Origin of the sequence: Nitrospira sp., assembly GCA_016788885.1 — a bacterium.
Taxonomy (GTDB): domain Bacteria; phylum Nitrospirota; class Nitrospiria; order Nitrospirales; family Nitrospiraceae; genus Nitrospira_A.
This window is the reverse complement of the sequence record JAEURX010000048.1, coordinates 22941-40940: the sequence shown is the minus strand read 5'-3', so window position 1 is coordinate 40940 and position 18000 is coordinate 22941. Positions and strand designations below refer to the sequence as shown.

Annotated in this window: 16 protein-coding genes; 10 read left to right on the top strand and 6 right to left on the bottom strand. The window is 57.9% G+C overall.

Annotation, left to right across the window (positions count from 1 at the left end):
- Positions 1–4 precede the first annotated feature (4 nt).
- The 6 genes from JNL86_13000 to JNL86_12975 form a co-directional block, all read right to left on the bottom strand.
- Positions 5–2584, bottom strand: a complete 2580-nt coding sequence (locus JNL86_13000; protein ID MBL8043827.1) for a M1 family metallopeptidase — start codon at positions 2582–2584, stop codon at positions 5–7.
- A gap of 194 nt (positions 2585–2778) precedes the next feature.
- Entirely contained in the window at positions 2779–3480 is a 702-nt protein-coding gene (gene rpiA, locus JNL86_12995) for a ribose-5-phosphate isomerase RpiA (protein MBL8043826.1), read from the bottom strand.
- Entirely contained in the window at positions 3477–4562 is a 1086-nt protein-coding gene (gene glk, locus JNL86_12990; GenBank protein MBL8043825.1) for a glucokinase, read from the bottom strand. The genes rpiA and glk overlap by 4 nt, the downstream gene beginning before the upstream one ends.
- A complete protein-coding gene (gene pgl / locus JNL86_12985) occupies positions 4559–5341 on the bottom strand; it encodes a 6-phosphogluconolactonase (protein MBL8043824.1) in 783 nt (260 codons plus the stop codon). The genes glk and pgl overlap by 4 nt, the downstream gene beginning before the upstream one ends.
- A 1-nt stretch (position 5342) precedes the next feature.
- Complete coding sequence (locus tag JNL86_12980; protein ID MBL8043823.1) at positions 5343–7046, bottom strand: glucose-6-phosphate isomerase; 1704 nt, start codon at positions 7044–7046, stop codon at positions 5343–5345.
- Between the two features lie 173 nt (positions 7047–7219).
- Positions 7220–8368 carry a L,D-transpeptidase gene (locus JNL86_12975; protein MBL8043822.1) on the bottom strand — a complete coding sequence of 383 codons (1149 nt, stop codon included), beginning with the start codon at positions 8366–8368 and terminating at the stop codon, positions 7220–7222.
- 493 nt (positions 8369–8861) lie between these two features.
- Between JNL86_12975 and rpmH the strand changes: the two genes are divergently transcribed.
- The 10 genes from rpmH (at position 8862) to JNL86_12925 (ending at position 17915) form a co-directional block, all read left to right on the top strand.
- Positions 8862–8999: a 50S ribosomal protein L34 gene (gene rpmH / locus JNL86_12970; protein ID MBL8043821.1), complete on the top strand. Its 138-nt coding sequence runs from the start codon at positions 8862–8864 to the stop codon at positions 8997–8999.
- 168 nt (positions 9000–9167) lie between these two features.
- Positions 9168–9536 (top strand): ribonuclease P protein component, encoded by a 369-nt coding sequence (rnpA, locus tag JNL86_12965; GenBank protein MBL8043820.1) that lies wholly within the window; start codon positions 9168–9170, stop codon positions 9534–9536.
- Positions 9479–9742: a membrane protein insertion efficiency factor YidD gene (gene yidD / locus JNL86_12960; protein ID MBL8043819.1), complete on the top strand. Its 264-nt coding sequence runs from the start codon at positions 9479–9481 to the stop codon at positions 9740–9742. The genes rnpA and yidD overlap by 58 nt, the downstream gene beginning before the upstream one ends.
- 47 nt (positions 9743–9789) lie before the next feature.
- Positions 9790–11541 (top strand): membrane protein insertase YidC, encoded by a 1752-nt coding sequence (gene yidC / locus JNL86_12955; protein ID MBL8043818.1) that lies wholly within the window; start codon positions 9790–9792, stop codon positions 11539–11541.
- A gap of 21 nt (positions 11542–11562) precedes the next feature.
- A complete protein-coding gene (gene mnmE / locus JNL86_12950; protein ID MBL8043817.1) occupies positions 11563–12993 on the top strand; it encodes a tRNA uridine-5-carboxymethylaminomethyl(34) synthesis GTPase MnmE in 1431 nt (476 codons plus the stop codon).
- Between the two features lie 13 nt (positions 12994–13006).
- Positions 13007–14887, top strand: a complete 1881-nt coding sequence (mnmG, locus tag JNL86_12945; protein ID MBL8043816.1) for a tRNA uridine-5-carboxymethylaminomethyl(34) synthesis enzyme MnmG — start codon at positions 13007–13009, stop codon at positions 14885–14887.
- A gap of 97 nt (positions 14888–14984) precedes the next feature.
- Positions 14985–15632, top strand: a complete 648-nt coding sequence (gene rsmG, locus JNL86_12940) for a 16S rRNA (guanine(527)-N(7))-methyltransferase RsmG (protein MBL8043815.1) — start codon at positions 14985–14987, stop codon at positions 15630–15632.
- Positions 15633–15696: 64 nt separating this feature from the next.
- Complete coding sequence (locus tag JNL86_12935) at positions 15697–16473, top strand: ParA family protein (GenBank protein MBL8043814.1); 777 nt, start codon at positions 15697–15699, stop codon at positions 16471–16473.
- A complete protein-coding gene (locus JNL86_12930) occupies positions 16451–17299 on the top strand; it encodes a ParB/RepB/Spo0J family partition protein (GenBank protein ID MBL8043813.1) in 849 nt (282 codons plus the stop codon). The genes JNL86_12935 and JNL86_12930 overlap by 23 nt, the downstream gene beginning before the upstream one ends.
- Before the next feature lie 139 nt (positions 17300–17438).
- Positions 17439–17915: a polymer-forming cytoskeletal protein gene (locus JNL86_12925; protein MBL8043812.1), complete on the top strand. Its 477-nt coding sequence runs from the start codon at positions 17439–17441 to the stop codon at positions 17913–17915.
- The last annotated feature ends 85 nt before the right edge of the window (positions 17916–18000 follow it).

Genomic DNA, 18000 nt, shown 5'->3' with positions numbered 1-18000 from the left:
CCGGTCAATGCGTCTTGCTTGCCAACACGGTGCGAATCGCCTCGCGGTCACGTTCACCAAAGCGCACGGCAATGTGTAGTTGTTCGAGGTACTGCTGCAGGCTTTTTCCGCCGAGGTCGATCTTGCGTGTGGCAAAAAATTGCCGTACGTCTCGCTCCAGGTCAGGGGTGGAGAGCCCGACAATGCCTCCACACATGCGTCGAAGGCCGCTTTTGGGAAACAGCCGATCCATCCGTTCCCAATTGCGTTTCACGAACTCCCAGGCCTTTTCACGGATGTAGACATTGTGGAGTAGGCTGCTGACGAGGAAGGGCGCATCCTGGGTTCGGACGTCATCGGTGAGTGTCTTGGCCAGTGTTCGCTCCAGCAAAGCGGGCTGTCGAAATGCCGCGAGCGAGAACAGATAGCGGCGTTCCTCTTGCGGGGTGGTCGCTGCACGGACTCGGCCGGCGAAGTCCTCATAACGAGCCTCGTCCCCTGTGAAGGCCAGGATGGAGACCAAGGCGGGAATGACATTAGGGTCGATGGGTCTGGTCTGAGTCTGTAGCTCGCGAAACGCCTCCGCTGCCTGAGCTTGAATGGCCTCATCGCGCCCCAGTGTGCCCAAGGCTCGAATGATATCCCCGCGTAACTCCTTGACCAATTCGCGTTCATCGGCACGGGGTGTCCAGCCCAGGTCGGCAAACGTCGTGGCGAGTCGCTTCCGGACGAGCGCGGCCAGCCGCGGGCGATCGTCTTCCGCCAGCAGCTGATGCATCGTGGAAAACGAACCCAACATGACGGCCCAGACATGCGGATCTCGCTCCCCATGAAAATGTTCGGTGAGGGCGAGGTAGTCTACGGGGGCCACCATCCCCGCAACGGTCGAGGCCCAGGTGTCGTTCAGGAGATTGAATCGCTCGACCGGATCGAGCGTGTGCAAGCCTCGCATCTGTAAGCGGGCCAACAATTCCGCGCTGTAGCGGACGCGGTAAAATCCGTGCCCGCCTTCATTTGCCAGAATCGACGTCCAATCCTGAGGCAACGGGATATGGCTTTCCCGATCGCCCAGTAACAGACGCCTGGTTTCCGTGCCTTGTCCGGTGTCGATGCGCAATTGGATCGGAATCTGCCAGTGTGGCGCAACCGATGGTGACGAGGACGTCGACGTATCTTCGGCGTAGGTGAAGCGATGTTGCCGCAGCGTGAGGGTCGATGATGATTCCACGCTCAGCGAGAGCACGGGATAGCCTGGTGAGAAAATCCACTCGTTCATAAGCGCCGGAACATCGTGCTTTGAGGCCTGTCCCAGCGAAACCCAGAGATCTGTGGTCTCTGCATTGCCATAGGCATGCGCCGTGAGGTAGTGGCGGACTCCATCCCGGAAGACCGTTGGTCCGAGATGTTGTTCCAGCATGCGCAATACCGATGCGCCCTTCTCATAGGTCAACACGTCGAACATGGCCTCGGCTTCTTTGGGCGCGTGCACGGGAAATTCGATCGGCCTGGTGCTGAGCAGCCCGTCCACCGACAAGGCTGCGGCACGGGCGATGCCGAAGGCTGTCCAGCGTTCCCATTCCGGCTTCCAGGCGTCGACGACCAGCATTTCCATGAAGGTCGCAAAGGCTTCGTTGAGCCAGAGCCCGTTCCACCAGGCCATCGTGACCAGGTCTCCAAACCACATGTGGGCATTCTCGTGTGCCACGACGTCGGCGACACGTCCCTGCTCGGCGTGGGTGGCGGTTCGCTGGTCGAGGAGTAAGGCCGTTTCTCGAAAGGTGATCGCGCCCAGATTCTCCATCGCGCCGGAGGCAAAATCCGGAATGGCGATCAGATCGAGTTTGTCGCCAGGATAGGGACTGTCGTAATACTCGGCGAGGAAATTGAGCGAGTAAACGGCGATCTCATGTCCAAAGGCGGTCAGGTGTTGTTTGCCCGGCACGGACCAGAGCCGGACCGGGGTCTGCCGCGCCATGATGGGAGGCGTTGGCACCAGCTGTCCGACGATGAATGCGACCAGATAGGTGGACATCCTGATCGACTCGGCAAACCGGACCACACGCTTCCCGTGTTCTTGCCGATCCTCGATGACGCGGGTATTCGAGATCGCCGTCAGTGAGGGATCGATCACCAATGTGACGGCGAAGACGGCTTTGAATTGCGGCTCATCCCAGCAGGGAAAAGCCCGTCGCGCATCTGTGGCCTCAAACTGTGTGGCGGCCAGGGAATGGACGACGCCTTGGCCGTCCTTGTAGCTGCTGCGATAGAATCCGCGGAGTTTGTCGTTCAAGGTTCCGCGAAAGGTCAGATGCAATGTCCATGTGCCTGCTGGAATCACGTGTGGAAAGGTGATGCGGCATCGCTGGTGCTCGTCGTCCATCTCGACGGCTCCGGCTCTGGGCGATTGGCTCTCAGCGGACACTATGGCGGAGGAGATTTCCAACTCTGTGGCATTGAGTAGGATGTCTGAGGTCGGCTCGATCACCGTCAGGGTAATGGCCTCATGGCCGGTAAAGGTGTGAGCCGTGAGGTCGGGCTCGATGCGCAAGTCGTAGTGAGTCGGCCGGACGTGGGATGGGAGTCGGTAAGGATCCTGTGTGTTCATGGATGGCGTCACCAAGTTAGTCGTGGACTGTCGTGGGTCGTGAGAGGAAGTCGGCGCGCTCCAAGCCCTGTTGGCGAAGAGTAGCCATGAGGCGCCCTGCCAGGTGCCGATCCAGAAGATGGCGTTGGCTGTGGCACGAGCGACCAGCAGTGCTGTGTGTCGGCGTGTAACCGGAGGATCGGGCGATCCATCGGTCATGGTTTCGCGGCATGGGTGACGTCGACGCCCTGTGCATGGCCGACGATCAGGATGCCGGTCCGTCCGATGAACAGCCCGGTTTCAACGATGCCGGGAATTTGATTCAATTCGATTTCCAGCGTGGCCGGGTCGTCGATCTTCGGCATATGGAGATCGAGGATGACATGGCCGGCCTCGGTTTGAAATACGGTGCCGGTGCGTTCGCGCAGCACGGCTTGTCCTCCGGAGGCTTGTTCGATGTTGCGTGCGGTGCTACCCCATCCGAACGGAACCACTTCAATCGGCAGCGGGAAACTTCCCCCGAGTCCCGGCACGAGCTTCGTGTGGTCGACCATGACGACGAATTGCTTCGCAGCTGCGGCCACGATTTTTTCTTTGAGCAACGCCCCGCCGCCACCTTTGACGAGATTCAATTGAGGGTCGACCTGATCGGCGCCGTCAATGGCGATATCGATCATCCAGGCATTGTCGGATTCGATGAGTGGAATGCCGGCTTGTCGTGCGAGGGCGGCCGTGTCGTGGGAGGTCGGGACGGCCTGAATCTTCAGCCCGGCGCGGACGCGCTCCCCAAGCGCCAGAATCAAATGTTTGGACGTCGTCCCAGTACCCAGTCCGACGACCATGCCGTCGCGCACGAATTCGGTTGCCTTGAGGGCAGCTTGCCGCTTTTCAGAATCGAGATCGTATGATGATGTCATGATGCATGTGATGAGGTCAGTTGAGCCGCCATGGAGGCGGCGCCGAGCAGGGCGGTTTTGTCGTTCATCACGACCTGTACCGGAATCTGGGTCATCATCCGTTTGTAACGGCCTTTGTTGGTAAAGCCGCGCATGAACGAACCATCCTGCAGTTTCTTGAGTAATTTGGGGGCGATGCCTCCGGCGACGTAGACGCCGTCCAACGTCAGGGCCTTCAGTGCCAGGTTGCCCGCCTCGGCGCCGTAAATGGTCGCGAATAAATCCAGCGCCTGCGTGGCGATCTCGGCTTGGCCCTTCAGTCCTGCTTCGGCAATTTCAGCGGCCGGGTTGCCGACCTTGATTTTTTCCGCCAGCCAGGTCGGCTCATTTTTCTTGGTGTCACGGAGATAGTCATAAATGGCGTGGAGGCCTGGGCCTGACACGATTCGTTCGTAGCTGACGTGCAGGTAACTGCCGCGGAGATGCCGCAGCAATTCAATCTCCGTGTCGCTGTTGGGCGCAAAGTCCGTGTGCCCGCCTTCGGAGGGCACGGGACGATAGCGGGTCCCGTCCCAGTACAGAATACATTCACCGAGGCCGGTGCCGGCTGCGATCAGCGCCAGGGCTTGTTTCTTTTTGGGCGGCGTACCGGCATTCAGGGCGACGATTTCATCCGGTGTGAGGAGAAGGATGCCATGGGCGGTTGCTTCGAGATCATTGAGGAGTCGTACCTGGGGAATGGCGAATCGCTCGGCGAGGGAAGCTCCCTCGATGACCCAAGGAAGATTCGTGGTGCGGCACCGGTTGTCGATGACCGGGCCCGCTACGCCGAAGCATGCGGCCGTGACTCGAATCGGTTCGGGGCCGTTCTCAACGGCGCTTGTCTCGGTGTCTGGAGTCGCGCCATCTGACTCTTGTTCCTGCTCTCCCTCGGACATGGGCGAGGCCAGTGGCGTGCTCAGGAATTCTTCGACGATGTCTTCTAAGGTTGTATAGTCCGCACTATGAAAACTATCTTCACGGATCGGCTCGACACGTCCGCTGGTCCATTCATAGAGAGCCAAATTCGTTTTCGTGCCGCCGATATCGCCTGCCAGAATCATGGATCCTCTCGCGATGTCAAATGTTGTGGAGCTATGGTCAATTCCGATGCTGCGGCGCGATCTAGGTACCACAACAGCCGCCCGTGTTCAGGCCGAACCAGTGCGGCTGGATAGGGGCTGGGATCGTCGGCGCTTCTTTCCAAAATGCGCTGGACGACGACGGCCTTATTTCGCCCGGCGATCAGAAACAGTACCACACTCGCATGATTGATCACACCTAGGGTGATGGTGATGCGTGAGCGAGTCCCCTGCGGAGCGTAACCCGGAACCACCCAACGGATCGTGTCGGTCACCGCAGGAGTGTCGGGGAACAGCGAGGCGGTGTGGCCATCATCGCCCATTCCCAGGAGGATCAGGTCCAGAACCGGCCATTGTCCTGTGACAGGAGCGGCTATGCGACGCAGCGTCCTTTCGTAGTCGATCGCGGCAGACTCCGGCGGGTCCTCACCCCGCATGCGATGGATCAAGGAGGAGGGAATGTGCAAGGGGTGAAAGAGCATGGCCTGGGCGAGGCCAAAGTTACTCTCGGCATGTGTGGGCGGCACGCCGCGTTCGTCTCCGAAGAAGAAATGGACCTTGCGCCAGTCTAAGTGTTGCGCAATGTGTGGACGTGTAAGGGCGGCATAGAGAGCCTTCGGCGTTGAGCCGCCGGACAGCGCCACCAGGAATCGGTTACGTTCGGCAATCGCCTGCTGCCCCAGTTGTACGAAGAGGTCTGCCGCGGCCACCACGAGGTCCTGCGCATCTGCGAAGGTATGCAGCTCAGGCCTGGATGACATCTCAGCGACGGGCTCGACGTGCTGAGGCGGTCCGCCTGGTTGGGGCGGGTTTCCGGCGGGCTGTTGCGGCTGGAGCGAGTCGTGTGACCAGGCGACGTATGGTGCGCACGGGATCGGTACCAAGGCTGATCCTGACCGCAGGGCGCTGATGGCTATGCAGCGACTGAAGATCACCGAGTGCCTGGGCGAGAGCGAGAGTGCCGAATGTATAGGGCTGTTCCGGAACCGAAAGATCCGGCTTCATGGCGTCCACGAGCTCAAGAAAGAGTCCGCTGTTGGGGCCACCCTTGTGCAGTTGCCCGGTGGAGTGTAGGTAGCGAGGGCCGTATCCGGCTGTCGTGGCCAGGTGATATCTGGTCATGATCGCCTTACGCAGAGCGCGCAGTGCGGCATCAAGTTTGAGGCTTGGCGTCGTATAGGCGAGAATCGCAACGTACCGATTGGGCGCAGCCTGCGTCAGCAGCTGGGCGAGGGCCTGCGGCGGGGGCGGCGTCGGCAACGCGGGGAGTCGCCCTTGGGTCTCAACCTCCTTGAGCACACGGGCGGTGTTGTCTTTACTTTCTTGAACATTCGGCTGATCAAATGGATGAATGCCGAGCACGTGTCCTGCGACAGCAGTGGCGAATTCCCAGCGGAAGAATTCAGCGCCCAGATCGTATCGATCACTCAAGTGCAGTCGGAAGACTGGGTGCCCGGCGTTTTGGAGTGCGGCGAGGCCTCGATCCAACGAGGCATTCCGGTCGCCCTTGAGGCGAAGACTGATAAACAATCGATCGGCTCCATAGGCAGACGGGGGAGCGAGGGGCTCTCCTGCTACGGGTATGAGTCCTGTCCCTTCTTTGCCGGTGCTTTCCGCTAGCAATTGCTCCACCCACAGGCCGAACGACTGCAGTGTCGGCGAAGTGAGGAGGGTGACTTTGTCGCGACCGGCTTTGACCATGGCGGCCATCATGCCCCCCAGTGCTGCCCCGGGATTGTCCTTTGGTGTGGAGGTGCGCCGACACGCTTCGCGCATCGCGAGCGCTCGGTTCAGGAGTTTTTCAACATTGAGTCCCAGCAGTGCCGCAGGAACGAGGCCGAAATAGGAGAGGACTGAGTAGCGCCCGCCGATGTCCGGTTGATTGGTGAAGGTACGCCAAAATCCGCGCTCCTGCGCGAGTCGTTCCAGGCCGGTTCCGGGATCCGTGATCGCGACAAACTGGGCTCCTCCCCGATGACCCTTGGTGCGGTGTACGAGGTTCCAGAAGTGGGCGAAGAGCGACATCACTTCGATCGTACCGCCTGATTTGCTGGCGACAAGGAACAGCGTTCTCGCCGGCTGGATCGTCGCGGTCACTTGCCGGACCCAACCAGGTACGGTGGAATCCAGCACCCAGAGTCGCGGGGCGCCCTTGGAGGAACCAAAGGTGCAGCGCAAGACCTCAGGGCCGAGGCTGCTCCCGCCCATCCCAAGCAGGACCACGTCGGTGATACGAGCTTCTCGGGATGCTTGCGCAAAGGCTCGCAGATCGGAGACCCCGTCCTGCATGTGATCGAGAACCGTCAACCAACCAAGTCGGTTTTCGATTTCTCTGGAGGTCGGTTTCCACACCCTGTGGTCGCGGGTCCAGATACGTTCGATGACATGGTTGCCGCCCAGCTCGTCAAGTGTTCGGGCGATGGCCTGGTCGGTCGGTAGCGATGATGTGTCGGGGCGGATCGGCATAACACGCTCTCTTCCATGGGGTGGAGGAACGACAATGCGCGTCGGCTGTTCCGTATCTTAGGTTCGGGAAAGTAAAAAGGCAAACGCGTTGATGCCGATGCCGGGGAGGAGAAGGGATGGGTACGTGTGAGAGCGAATGCCGTCGACTTGAGTGGGGGGAGCTGTTGTGGAGGCTAGGTTTCTTCTTCCTGATCGCCCAGGTCGGCCAGTACGAGGGAGACGGAGTTGTGTGATTCCAAGGCCCCAACAATATTCACGGGTGTGCCCACAGCCACCTGAGCGAACAGTACGGCGATCTGGGGGTTGTCCAGGACGATGCTGCCGTACGGCTGATCGGTGATGCCTTGGGCAATGCCGTGAAGCTGAATGAGTCCGGGCATCTGTCGATTCTTGGGAATCAGTCCCGCTTGTTGTGCCTCTTCAAATCGGCGTCGGTCTTCAGCGTTCGGATAATCGAGAATCAACGCACGAAAGTAGGGCGTTTGCCCAGGCCCGCGTTTTCGCTGGATGCGATATTCGCCCTCAGGCGTCGCGCCATCTCCATAATATTGTTTTGCGCGGATGCCTTTCGAGCCTAGGCGGATCGGGTAGGTCAGGACTTTCCGTCCGCTCTTGTAGACCGTGAGCACGCGGTCGGCTTTGCTGATGACGATCGCATGCGCGCGATTTTTGCGCGACCAGTCGATGGTGCGCCGTGCAGATTCCCGCCAGGCGGCGATCAGGTCGTCGTCCGCATAACGACCTAATTCATTGGTCAGCAGGGCCGTTTGTTTGAACAGGTTTTGGCTTGCGCGTTCAGAGGCTTGATTGGCGTAGTCGAATTGTCCTTGCTCAAGATAATGGCGTGCTTGCTTGACGAGCAGTTCGGTTTCGAGGGGATGTTCACCAAGCACCACACGACTGCCGATGTCTCCGACCTTCGTGTTCAGGAGCCGCAGTCGTTGCTCGACTTTGGCCAGCTTTGCTTCTGCTGCGGTGCGTTGTGCCTGGAGGCGGCTATTGACCTCGGCGACGAGATGAGTCCCTTCGGCCTGAAGGGCTTCCAGCTCCGTTTCCAACTCATTGTCTTCCCAAGGCCAGCGAACGATATTCTCCTCCGACTCGATGCGGCCTCTCAGCGCGATCCATTGACGAGAGAACTTCGAGTAGGCTTCGGGTGTGAGGTCTGCGGCTCGCAGTGTGAAGAGATCACGGTCGATGCTTTCGACCGCTTCGACCAACTCTTCGGGAACGGTTTCGACGCATCCGCCCACACTCATCGACAGGGAGCCGATGAGGGCCATGCGTAACACAATTCTGCGGATGTTGCGTGTATGGTTCATGCTCAATGTATTCTAACGTGCGGGGGCCGCCCCTGCGAGTTCTTCGCGTCTTTTGACGCGTGGGTTGCGGATAACGATCCGCCAGGACCTCTTCGGGAGCGCTGGTTCTTCCTTATCAGCTTCTTGAACCACACCTATGTGCGTGCGACGATATGCTCCCCCGCTCATGAAGACGCAATGTGAGTGCCAGAGAGTCATGTCACGACTTGGTCTTGCAATTGTCTTGTGGAACAATTGGTTAGCGCCAAACGACTGATCCGACACTTGGTGAGTGCTGTGGCATCTTTGTCAGGGGAGGGCAAGAGTGCCTCAAGAGTTTCATGGGTGATTGGAATCTCCTTCGCTTGGTTGCCGGGGTGACACTTCTACGATTCAGGCCATGCCTCCTCCGGGTGTCGAAGGCCGGGGACCCCGCATCGATTGACACCCTCTCGTCTCACCCCTATAATGCGGCCTCTTCATTGAAAGTTGATTTCTCCAGAAGGAGTCCGTCATGTCGTTCACTTTTAAGCAGCCCTCGAATCTCAAGCGCAAGCGGGAACATGGATTTCGGAAGCGCATGAGCACCAAGAACGGCCGAAAAGTCATCGCTCGTCGTCGAGCCAAAGGCCGCGCTCGTCTCACCGTCTGATTCTTTCCTGCCGCTCGGCTATCTGCATGTAAGCACACATCCAGGTGGTGAGCCCTCGACCTGGGGTGGGCACTGCCGTCTTAACCTGGTTGTCGTAGGTCAATGGGGCAACGTGCGATCTCTGGTCTGCCAGGGCTCGCGGCCAGGTAACCAGCGGGCAGGTTTGTAATGGCGGTAGGACAAATGTCTGTGCCGTTTTTCTTGAAGCGTAGCCGGGAGATCCAGCACATCAAGAAAAATGGTCGGCGTGTCACAACGGGACTGTTCAATCTCCAAATTTGTCCGGGCATGACCCAGGATGCCATGATGGGGATTGTGATCGGTCGACGGTTCGGGACGGCGGTGCGCCGGAATCGTGCGAAGCGCCTGTTTCGCGAACTAGGTCGTGCGGCTCGGCCAGTGTTAGTGCCGGGGAATGCATTTCTAGTGTTTCCGAAACGTGAGTGCCTGAATCTGTCGTTTGTAGAATTGCAAAGCCTATGGCGAGCCACATTGCAAAGACAGCGGTTAGCCCGTTTTGGGGAACCCTCGCGCTGAGGCGCGTGTGTCTCATACTCCTGACGATCTACCGTGCCTGTATTTCGCCGCTGCTTGGGCCGGCCTGCCGTTTCTATCCGACTTGTTCCGTGTATGCGCAGGACGCCATCGAGCGGCATGGTGTACTCAAAGGAGGGGTGATGGCCGTTCGACGGCTGTTAAAATGTCATCCTTTCCATCCCGGCGGTGTTGATCCTGTAAGGTAACCGTCGTGGCACCAACACTTCATCCGCTACTCACTGTCTAAACCTTCATGGAAAAACGAGTCGTTATTTTCCTTATCGTGTCCCTGGCCGTCATTATCGGCTACGACTACTTGCTGAAGGGCATGGGCTTGTTGCCGCCGTCTGAGCCGGTGCAAGTGGCCACCACAGGTAGTTCCACCACAGCCAACGGTAAGCCTTCCGCATCGGGGAGTGATGCCACCAACAGTGCCGGTGCTGCCGGAACGACGTCTCCTCCCGCCACTGCGACGCCTGCTTCACACGATCTCCCGACAGGCGCGGTCAAGGATGAGGAGCAAACGGTCGAGGTGGACACGGAACTGTTTCGCGCCAAGTTCAGTAATCGTGGCGCAGTCCTAAAATCTTGGGAACTGAAGCGATACACGACCGCGACTGAGCAGGGGGCCGTGCCGGTGCAGCTCGTGTATGGAGGGGGGCGATTCAAGGGGCCGCTCAGCCTTGTCACCGGCGATCAGGCGCTCACGAGCGATCTTGGCGCGGCGGTGTACCACGTCACTCAGGACGTTTCCCATCTCGACAGTGCCCATCCGGTCGGTCACCTCACATTTCGGTATCACGACACGCAACGTAATCTGCAGGTCGAAAAAGAACTGACGTTCCACCACGGCTCCTATGTTGTGGACATTGCGGTCAGGACTCAAGGCATCACGACTCCGCTGGATGTGACGCTTGGAACCAACTTCGGCATTGTGGAGTGGGGGGAAGGATTTATCGGGCTCATGGGCTCGGCGTCCTCCGTCGATGACAAGGTGTTGAAGGAGACCCCTGATGGTGAGGCCGAGCGCAAGGGCGAGGTGAAATGGTCGGCCATTCAGGATAAGTATTTCTTGAGTGTGCTCATGCCGCAGAAGGCCGCGTCGGCTCTGGCAAAGAAAGAGGGAGACAAGCTGGTGTCGGCCGGCGTTCGATTCCCCGCGCCTGCGAACGGATCCGCCCTGACCATGCAATTGTATGCCGGGCCTAAGGAGTATGACATCCTCAAGGCGTTGAATGTCGGACTGGAAGATACGATTGATTTCGGCTGGTTTGTGTTCGGAAGCTGGGCGCTGGTTAAGGCGGTCGCCAAGCCGATTTTTTACGTGCTGCGTTTCCTGTACGAGTTTACGCACAACTATGGCGTCACGATCATTCTGCTGACCATGCTCATCAAGCTCATGTTCGTGCCGCTGCAGTACAAGAGCTACAAGTCGATGAAGCAGATGCAGGTCATTCAGCCGAAAGTCCAGGCGATCCAGACTAAATTCAAGGATGATCGTGATCGACTCAACAAGGAACTGATCAAGCTCTACAAGGATCACCGGGTGAATCCGGTCGGCGGGTGCTTGCCGATGGTGCTGCAGATGCCGGTGTTTGTCGCGCTGTTCAACATTCTTTATATGACCATCGACCTTCGTCAGGCTCCGTTTATGCTTTGGATCAAGGATCTGTCCGTACAGGACCCGTTCTATGTGTTGCCGATCATCATGGGTGCGACCATGGTCATCCAGCAGAAGATCACGCCGACCACCATGGATCCGACGCAAGCGAAGATCATGCTGTTCTTGCCGGTGTTCATGACGTTTTTGTTCGTGAATTTTCCTGCGGGGTTGGTGCTGTATTGGCTCACGAACAATACGCTGACGATCACCCAGCAGGTTGTCACGGAGCGTCTGTTCGGTAAAAAATGGCAAGTCCCGGCGGCGGATGGCGAAGCTGCCGGTGGAGACGGGTCGAAAGAGCAGAAGCAGAACGGCAGGCGCCAAAAAGGCCAGTCCGAATAACTCCACCCCACTGGGTGCGTCATGCATGGCGCGCTGGACGATACCATCTGTGCCATCGCCACCCCGCCTGGTGAAGGGGGCATCGGCGTGATTCGCGTGAGCGGCCAGCATGCGCTTGATGTCGCCGCCCAAGTTGTCCTTCCTCGCTCCGGCAAACCCCTTTCTGAGTTGGTGTCTCACAAGCTCACGGTTGCGGATGTCCGCTCTCCTGCGCGTGCTCAGGATGTGCCGCAGGGAGAAGAGCTTCCGGTACGTTCTCTCCTGGATGAGGCGTTGGTGGTTGTGATGAAGCGCCCGCATTCCTATACGGGGGAAGATGTCGTTGAGGTGCAGTGCCACGGTGGTCCTGTGGTGCTCGACCAGCTCTGTCGATGGTTGCTTGCTGCCGGAGCCAGGCTTGCAGAGCCAGGGGAATTTACCAAACGCGCATTTCTCAACGGCAAGCTCGATCTTGCCCAAGCCGAGGCCGTGCTTGATACCATTCGCGCCAAGACTGCGCGCAGCTTGACCGTGGCCCAGGCACAGCGCCGAGGCATGTTGTCTCGCGAAGTGGAGCAGATCCGTTCCGAATTGGTGACCGCCTTGGCCCACATCGAAGCCGCGCTCGATTTCGGGGACGAAGATATTGCGTTTGTGCGGAAGGATGAACTGCTTCGGCTTTTGGAGACCACGCACCTCAAACTTCGCCGCCTGGTTGAGTCCGGGAAGGACGGTCGCATCTGGAGGGAAGGGGCCGTGGTTGTGATCCTCGGTCGCCCCAATGTGGGGAAGTCCAGTTTGCTGAATGCGTTGCTGCGTAGTGATCGGGCCATCGTCACTCCCATTCCGGGCACAACGCGGGACGTACTCGAGGAACTCGTCAGCATTGATGGGATTCCGGTGCGACTGATCGATACGGCAGGTATCCGTCTGACTCACGATCCGGTGGAGGCCGAAGGAATTCGTCGCAGCAGGCTTGCATGGGCGGATGCCGACTTGGCATTGATTCTCCTGGACGGGTCTGAGCCGCTTTCCCAAGAGGACTCGTCGCTGTTATCCAGCGACCAAGCTGTCCATTCGATCCTGGTCGTCAATAAGTGTGATCTGCCCCGCAAATTGTCGCCGACGCACCTCGAGGGTGCCTGTCCTGGCCACAGTGACATTGTTGATATTTCCGCCACCACGCAGATGGGGTTGGATGCATTGCGTGGAGCGATCCGCAAGCGTGTGCTGACTGGTGGTGTGGAATCGCCTGATGGCGTCATGGTGACTAATCTTCGGCACGCCGATGCTTGCCAGCGTGCATTGCTCGGGGTGGAACAGGCTCAGCATTCGGTAGCGGCGGACCGTGCGGGTGAATTGATCGCTCTCGATCTTCGCATTGCGGCCGATGCGCTCGGCGAAATTACCGGTACCATCACGACGGACGAGATTCTCGAACGCATCTTCTCTGAGTTTTGTATCGGAAAATGAAGGGATGTCCCGAATGAGTGAGCGGTACGACGTCATAGTGGTCGGAGGCGGTCATGCAGGGTGTGAAGCCGCGTTGGCCGCCGCGCGCATGGGAGTCCGCACGTTGTTGCTGACCATGGACCCCGACCGGATTGCGCAGATGTCCTGCAATCCCGCCATCGGCGGCATTGCGAAGGGGCACCTCGTGAAAGAGATCGATGCCTTGGGCGGCGAGATGGGGCGGAATACCGATCGGGCGGGCATTCAGTTTCGCATGATCAACACGAGTAAGGGGCCGGCGGTTCGTGCGTTAAGGGCGCAGTGCGATAAGAAGGTGTACCGGCAGGTCATGCAGGATACCCTGAAGGCGCAGCCAGGCCTGACCATCATGGGCGGGACAGTTGATCGGGTGCTGACTCGTGCCGGTTCCGTCACCGGCATCATCACCGATGCAGGGAGCCACCTCGAAACCGAGGCAGTCGTGCTCACCTCCGGTACGTTTTTGAAGGGGTTGATCCATATCGGCCTGAACCATTTCCCCGCCGGACGCGCCGGAGAATCGTCAGCGGAACGCCTGTCCGACTGCATGCGCGATTTTGGGTTTGAGGTTGGGCGTCTGAAGACCGGAACCCCACCTCGGCTCGATCGCGATTCCATCGATTTTTCTGTCATGGAACTGCAGCCGGGTGATGAACCGCCACCTCCATTCTCGTATCGTACTACGGAGATTCCTTTACGGCAAGTCCCGTGTCATCTGACGCATACGAATTCTCAAACGCATGATATTATTGCTAAAAATGTCGATAGATCGCCGTTATTCAGCGGAGTGATTGAATCGGTGGGGCCACGATACTGCCCATCCATTGAAGATAAGGTCATTCGATTCGCCGACAAAGATCGCCATCAGATTTTCATTGAGCCTGAGGGCTTGGAGACGAACGAATTTTATCCGAACGGTATTTCAACCAGTCTGCCGGTTGATGTGCAGGCAGCTATTTTGATGACTATTCCCGGGTTGGAGCAGGCGAAGATATTGAAGCCTGGCTATGCCGTCGAATACGACTACTTTCCCCCGCGCCAACTGCACAGCACGCTGGAAACCAAACTCGTGGCGGGACTGTACCACGCTGGCCAAATCAACGGGACATCCGGTTATGAGGAAGCGGGGGCTCAAGGTATCATGGCCGGCATCAACGCAGCATTGAAGCTCCGTGGGAATGAGCCACTCGTTCTCGATCGATCGCAGGCCTATATTGGCGTCCTGATTGACGATCTGATTACCAAGGATGCCAGGGAGCCTTATCGCATGTTTACGTCTCGGGCTGAGTATCGACTCCTGCTTCGTCATGACAATGCGGACCTGCGCCTCATGGAAATCGGCCACCGTATTGGGCTGATTCCAGCGGCGATTTGCGAAAGGCTTGTGGCGAAGCGCGAACTCATCGAGCGCGAGGTTCGGCGGCTCAGGGAGACAAGGCCGAGGCTTACGCCAGAGGTGAAGCGTCTACTCGAAGGGGGGGGAATAGGGACGGTTTCGCCGACGCAGTCGCTAGCCGAGGTGCTTCGGCGCCAAGACATCACCTATCAACAGGTTGCCTCTGTCTTCGGTGGGGCAGATATCTGTGATCCAGAGGTCGTAGAAGCCATTCAACTCGAGGTGAAGTATGAAGGGTATATCAAGCGACAGCTTCAGCAGATTCAGCGATCGCAAAAGTTTGAGCAGCGAGCCATACCGTCTGAGTTCGACTATGACGGCGTTTCCGGGTTTTCTAGTGAAGTGAGGGAGAAGTTCAGGCGTGTCAGGCCATCTACGGTCGGACAAGCCTCCCGCATCTCAGGCGTGACGCCGGCTGCCATTTCGCTCCTTCTCGTGGCGCTTGAACGCTGGCGGCGTCAGCCTGCCATGGGCGAATAGGCCGATCGCCGTCATTGTCACTGTCTTTCTGAATTTTCCTGCTCATGCCGGCAGCTTTACCTTGACCCCTGTGAGCTATTTCGCGTAATTGTTCCACGTGGAACAGGATGCAACTCAGTTCGAGGCCTCTCTTCGATCATTTGCCGCTCAGCTCACACTTCCCCTTCCTGGGTCGTCAATTTCGCAATTCCTTCGCTATTTGAGTGAGCTGAAAACCTGGAATCGGGCCATTAATCTCACCGCCATTGAGCAGGATGAGGAGATTGTGGTGAAGCATTTCATTGACTCGATTGTTGGCGCGAAAGTGATTGATAGTAATGGAAAAAAGTGCGTGCTAGATATCGGTGCCGGGGCTGGATTCCCTTCCTTGCCACTGAAATTTGTTCGGCCTGATCTGGCGATGGTATTGCTTGAGCCAAGCGAGAAGAGGAGCTCGTTTTTGCGGTACATGATTGGATCGCTTGATTTGCAGAACATGACGGTCATCACTGCCAAATTGGAAGGCTATGTGAAGAGGCAGGATTCGGTTCAGGCATTTGATTATATTGTGGTTCGGGCCTTGAAAGTGGATGGATGGGGGGCGGCGCTCGCGGAGTTGCTCAAGCCCGGTGGGAAGGTGATTTTGTACCGAGCCGAACGGGTTGGTGGAGGCGTTAGTCTCGGCAACCTTGCTTTGCTTAAAGAACTCGAGTATGAGCTTCCATCTGGGTACGGGCATCGAGTGTTGTCGGTATTTGCTAAGTGAGTGGATGTTCCACGTGGAACATCACGGTTGAAATGTGGCTATGTTCTAGCGGATTGGGGGCGAGATGGCTCGAATCATTGCGGTTGCAAATCAAAAAGGTGGAGTTGGAAAAACAACCACCTCCGTGAATCTCGCTGCAGCCCTGGCAATTGAAGGGGGATCTGTGTTGCTGGTGGACATTGATCCGCAAGGAAATGCCACCAGCGGACTTGGCGTCGATGCTATGGCGCTGGGAAAGACGATCTACAATGCCTTGATTGTGAAGGAAAGTATCGCGTCTCTGACCATGAATACTGCGGTAAATGGGTTGTCCTTGGTTCCTGCCAACTCACACCTTGCCGGCGCTGAGGTCGAACTCGTGAACATTGAGGGGCGAGAGCAGCGCCTGAAGGAAGCCTTGGCGGAAGTTGCCGATCGGTATGACACCATTCTGTTGGATTGCCCGCCAGCGCTTGGACTCTTGACGATCAATGCGATGGTGGCGGCCCATTCAGTCTTGATTCCCGTGCAATGTGAGTATTACGCCATGGAAGGTTTGGGGCGACTCATGGAGAGCATACAGCGCCTGAGACAGTCCCTTAATCCCGGTCTTGAGATTGAGGGCATTGTGCTCACCATGTACGACGCACGGAATTCGCTGGCGCGCCAAGTGGTCGAGCAGATTCGTGGGCACTTTGGTGAAAGCGTGTATCAAACCATGATCCCTCGTAATGTGACACTCGCTGAGGCTCCCAGTTATGGGCGCCCCGCGTTGCTTTACAACATGGCATCCTCCGGTGCCCAGGCCTATCTTTCCCTAGCTAAGGAGTTTGTGACCCATGGAGAAAAAAGCCCTCGGTAGAGGTCTCGATGCGCTCTTGCCGAGCGGTCGAATAACCACGGATCCTGAGCGCGGCGACGTGCAGGAACTGCGCTTGGAAGCCATTGTTCCCAACCGGTTTCAGCCACGGCAGCAGTTCTCCGAGGTGGAGCTGGCTGAACTGACGGCTTCACTCAAGCAAAACGGCTTGCTGCAACCGATTCTGGTGCGACGCAAGGGGGACGGCATATATGAGCTCATTGCCGGAGAGAGACGCCTGAGAGCCGCTAAGTTGGCTGGAATACAGAAGATTCCAGCTCTTGTTCGAAACGTGTCCGATCAAGAGTCGATGGTGCTCGCCTTGGTGGAAAACCTGCAGCGGGATGACCTGAATCCCATGGAAACCGCGCGGGCCTATCAGCGCATGGTGAACGAGTTCGGACTCACCCAGGAGGCCATCGCGCAGAAAGTTGCCTGCGATCGTTCGTCTGTGGCGAACATGTTGCGGTTGACCTCGTTGCCTCCTGAAGTACAGCAGATGATTGAGGCGGATCAATTGTCTGCAGGGCATGCGAAAGTGATTTTGGGGTTGATGACGCCGGCTGCGCAAGTGAGTCTGGCCACGCAGATTGTCAGCGAGCAATTGTCGGTACGCGACGCGGAGCGGTTGGTGCAGGGCCATGCGGAAGCGAAGAAGGCAGGGAAGCGACCCGTTCGGGCACCCTTGCGATCGGATCTCGAGGAGCGGCTGCAAAAACGCCTGGGAACCAGGGTTGATGTGCAGCGGGGACGTCGCGGCGGAAAAATCGTCATCCATTATTTTTCTCCGGAAGAATTGGACGGGCTGGTGGAGCGGTTGCTTGAGTAATGGCCGGCACATTTTCGGGGCGATTTTCTCTGTTTGACCGGAGTAGAATGCCGTCAGAACGTTGCTGATGTCGCTAATCGGCTAGTAGATGTTCCCGGTCAATGGTCGGAGCATCGTCATTTGTTTGTGGAGGTAGGGTATGTGGATTAAGGACAAGCCAGAGGGAAAGCGTCAAGCGGGACAAAGTGAGGGAATGGAGATGGACAATTTGGAAGCCGCGGTACCACGTGAAGGAAGCGAAGAAATCAATGCCTTTGTCGGGAAGGGCGTGAGCTTTAAGGGAGTCATTTCTTATAACGGCACGGTGCGTATCGATGGCAATTTGGATGGAGAAATTCATACGGAAGGCGTGCTGTTGGTCGGGGAAGATGCCGTGTTGACGGCGAAGATCACAGCCGGGACGGTGGTATGCAAGGGGAAGATCACCGGCGATATCAGCGCGCGTGAAAAGGTAAAGTTGCGGGCTCCTGCCGTGGTCAATGCGGGCGTGAAGGCTCCGTTGCTGGCGATGGAAGAAGGGGTGGTCTTCAACGGGACTCTGGAGATGAGCCAGACGGGAACGCGTGAGCCTCAGGGGACGACACGTGGGCAAGGTGTGAAACTGGTGAACGGCTAGGTCGGTTCACCGCCGAGTTCGTCCAGGCAGAGTGGGCCTTGCGCGCAGGAAGCGGGCAGGGTGAGTTTTTTTTAGTCCGCGCCAC

Bases quoted from the DNA above. Each gene is read 5' to 3' on its own strand.
- pgl (MBL8043824.1), bottom strand. From the start codon at position 5,341: ATGTCATCCAGGCCTGAGCTGCATACCTTCGCAGATGCGCAGGACCTC.
- glk (MBL8043825.1), bottom strand. From the start codon at position 4,562: ATGATTCTGGCAGGCGATATCGGCGGCACGAAAACGAATTTGGCTCTC.
- rnpA (MBL8043820.1), top strand. From the start codon at position 9,168: ATGGCGGTAGGACAAATGTCTGTGCCGTTTTTCTTGAAGCGTAGCCGG.
- JNL86_12935 (MBL8043814.1), top strand. From the start codon at position 15,697: ATGGCTCGAATCATTGCGGTTGCAAATCAAAAAGGTGGAGTTGGAAAA.
- mnmE (MBL8043817.1), top strand. From the start codon at position 11,563: ATGCATGGCGCGCTGGACGATACCATCTGTGCCATCGCCACCCCGCCT.
- yidD (MBL8043819.1), top strand. From the start codon at position 9,479: ATGGCGAGCCACATTGCAAAGACAGCGGTTAGCCCGTTTTGGGGAACC.
- mnmG (MBL8043816.1), top strand. From the start codon at position 13,007: ATGAGTGAGCGGTACGACGTCATAGTGGTCGGAGGCGGTCATGCAGGG.
- JNL86_12975 (MBL8043822.1), bottom strand. From the start codon at position 8,368: ATGAACCATACACGCAACATCCGCAGAATTGTGTTACGCATGGCCCTC.
- yidC (MBL8043818.1), top strand. From the start codon at position 9,790: ATGGAAAAACGAGTCGTTATTTTCCTTATCGTGTCCCTGGCCGTCATT.
- rpmH (MBL8043821.1), top strand. From the start codon at position 8,862: ATGTCGTTCACTTTTAAGCAGCCCTCGAATCTCAAGCGCAAGCGGGAA.
- JNL86_13000 (MBL8043827.1), bottom strand. From the start codon at position 2,584: ATGAACACACAGGATCCTTACCGACTCCCATCCCACGTCCGGCCGACT.
- JNL86_12925 (MBL8043812.1), top strand. From the start codon at position 17,439: ATGTGGATTAAGGACAAGCCAGAGGGAAAGCGTCAAGCGGGACAAAGT.
- JNL86_12930 (MBL8043813.1), top strand. From the start codon at position 16,451: ATGGAGAAAAAAGCCCTCGGTAGAGGTCTCGATGCGCTCTTGCCGAGC.
- JNL86_12980 (MBL8043823.1), bottom strand. From the start codon at position 7,046: ATGCCGATCCGCCCCGACACATCATCGCTACCGACCGACCAGGCCATC.
- rpiA (MBL8043826.1), bottom strand. From the start codon at position 3,480: ATGACATCATCATACGATCTCGATTCTGAAAAGCGGCAAGCTGCCCTC.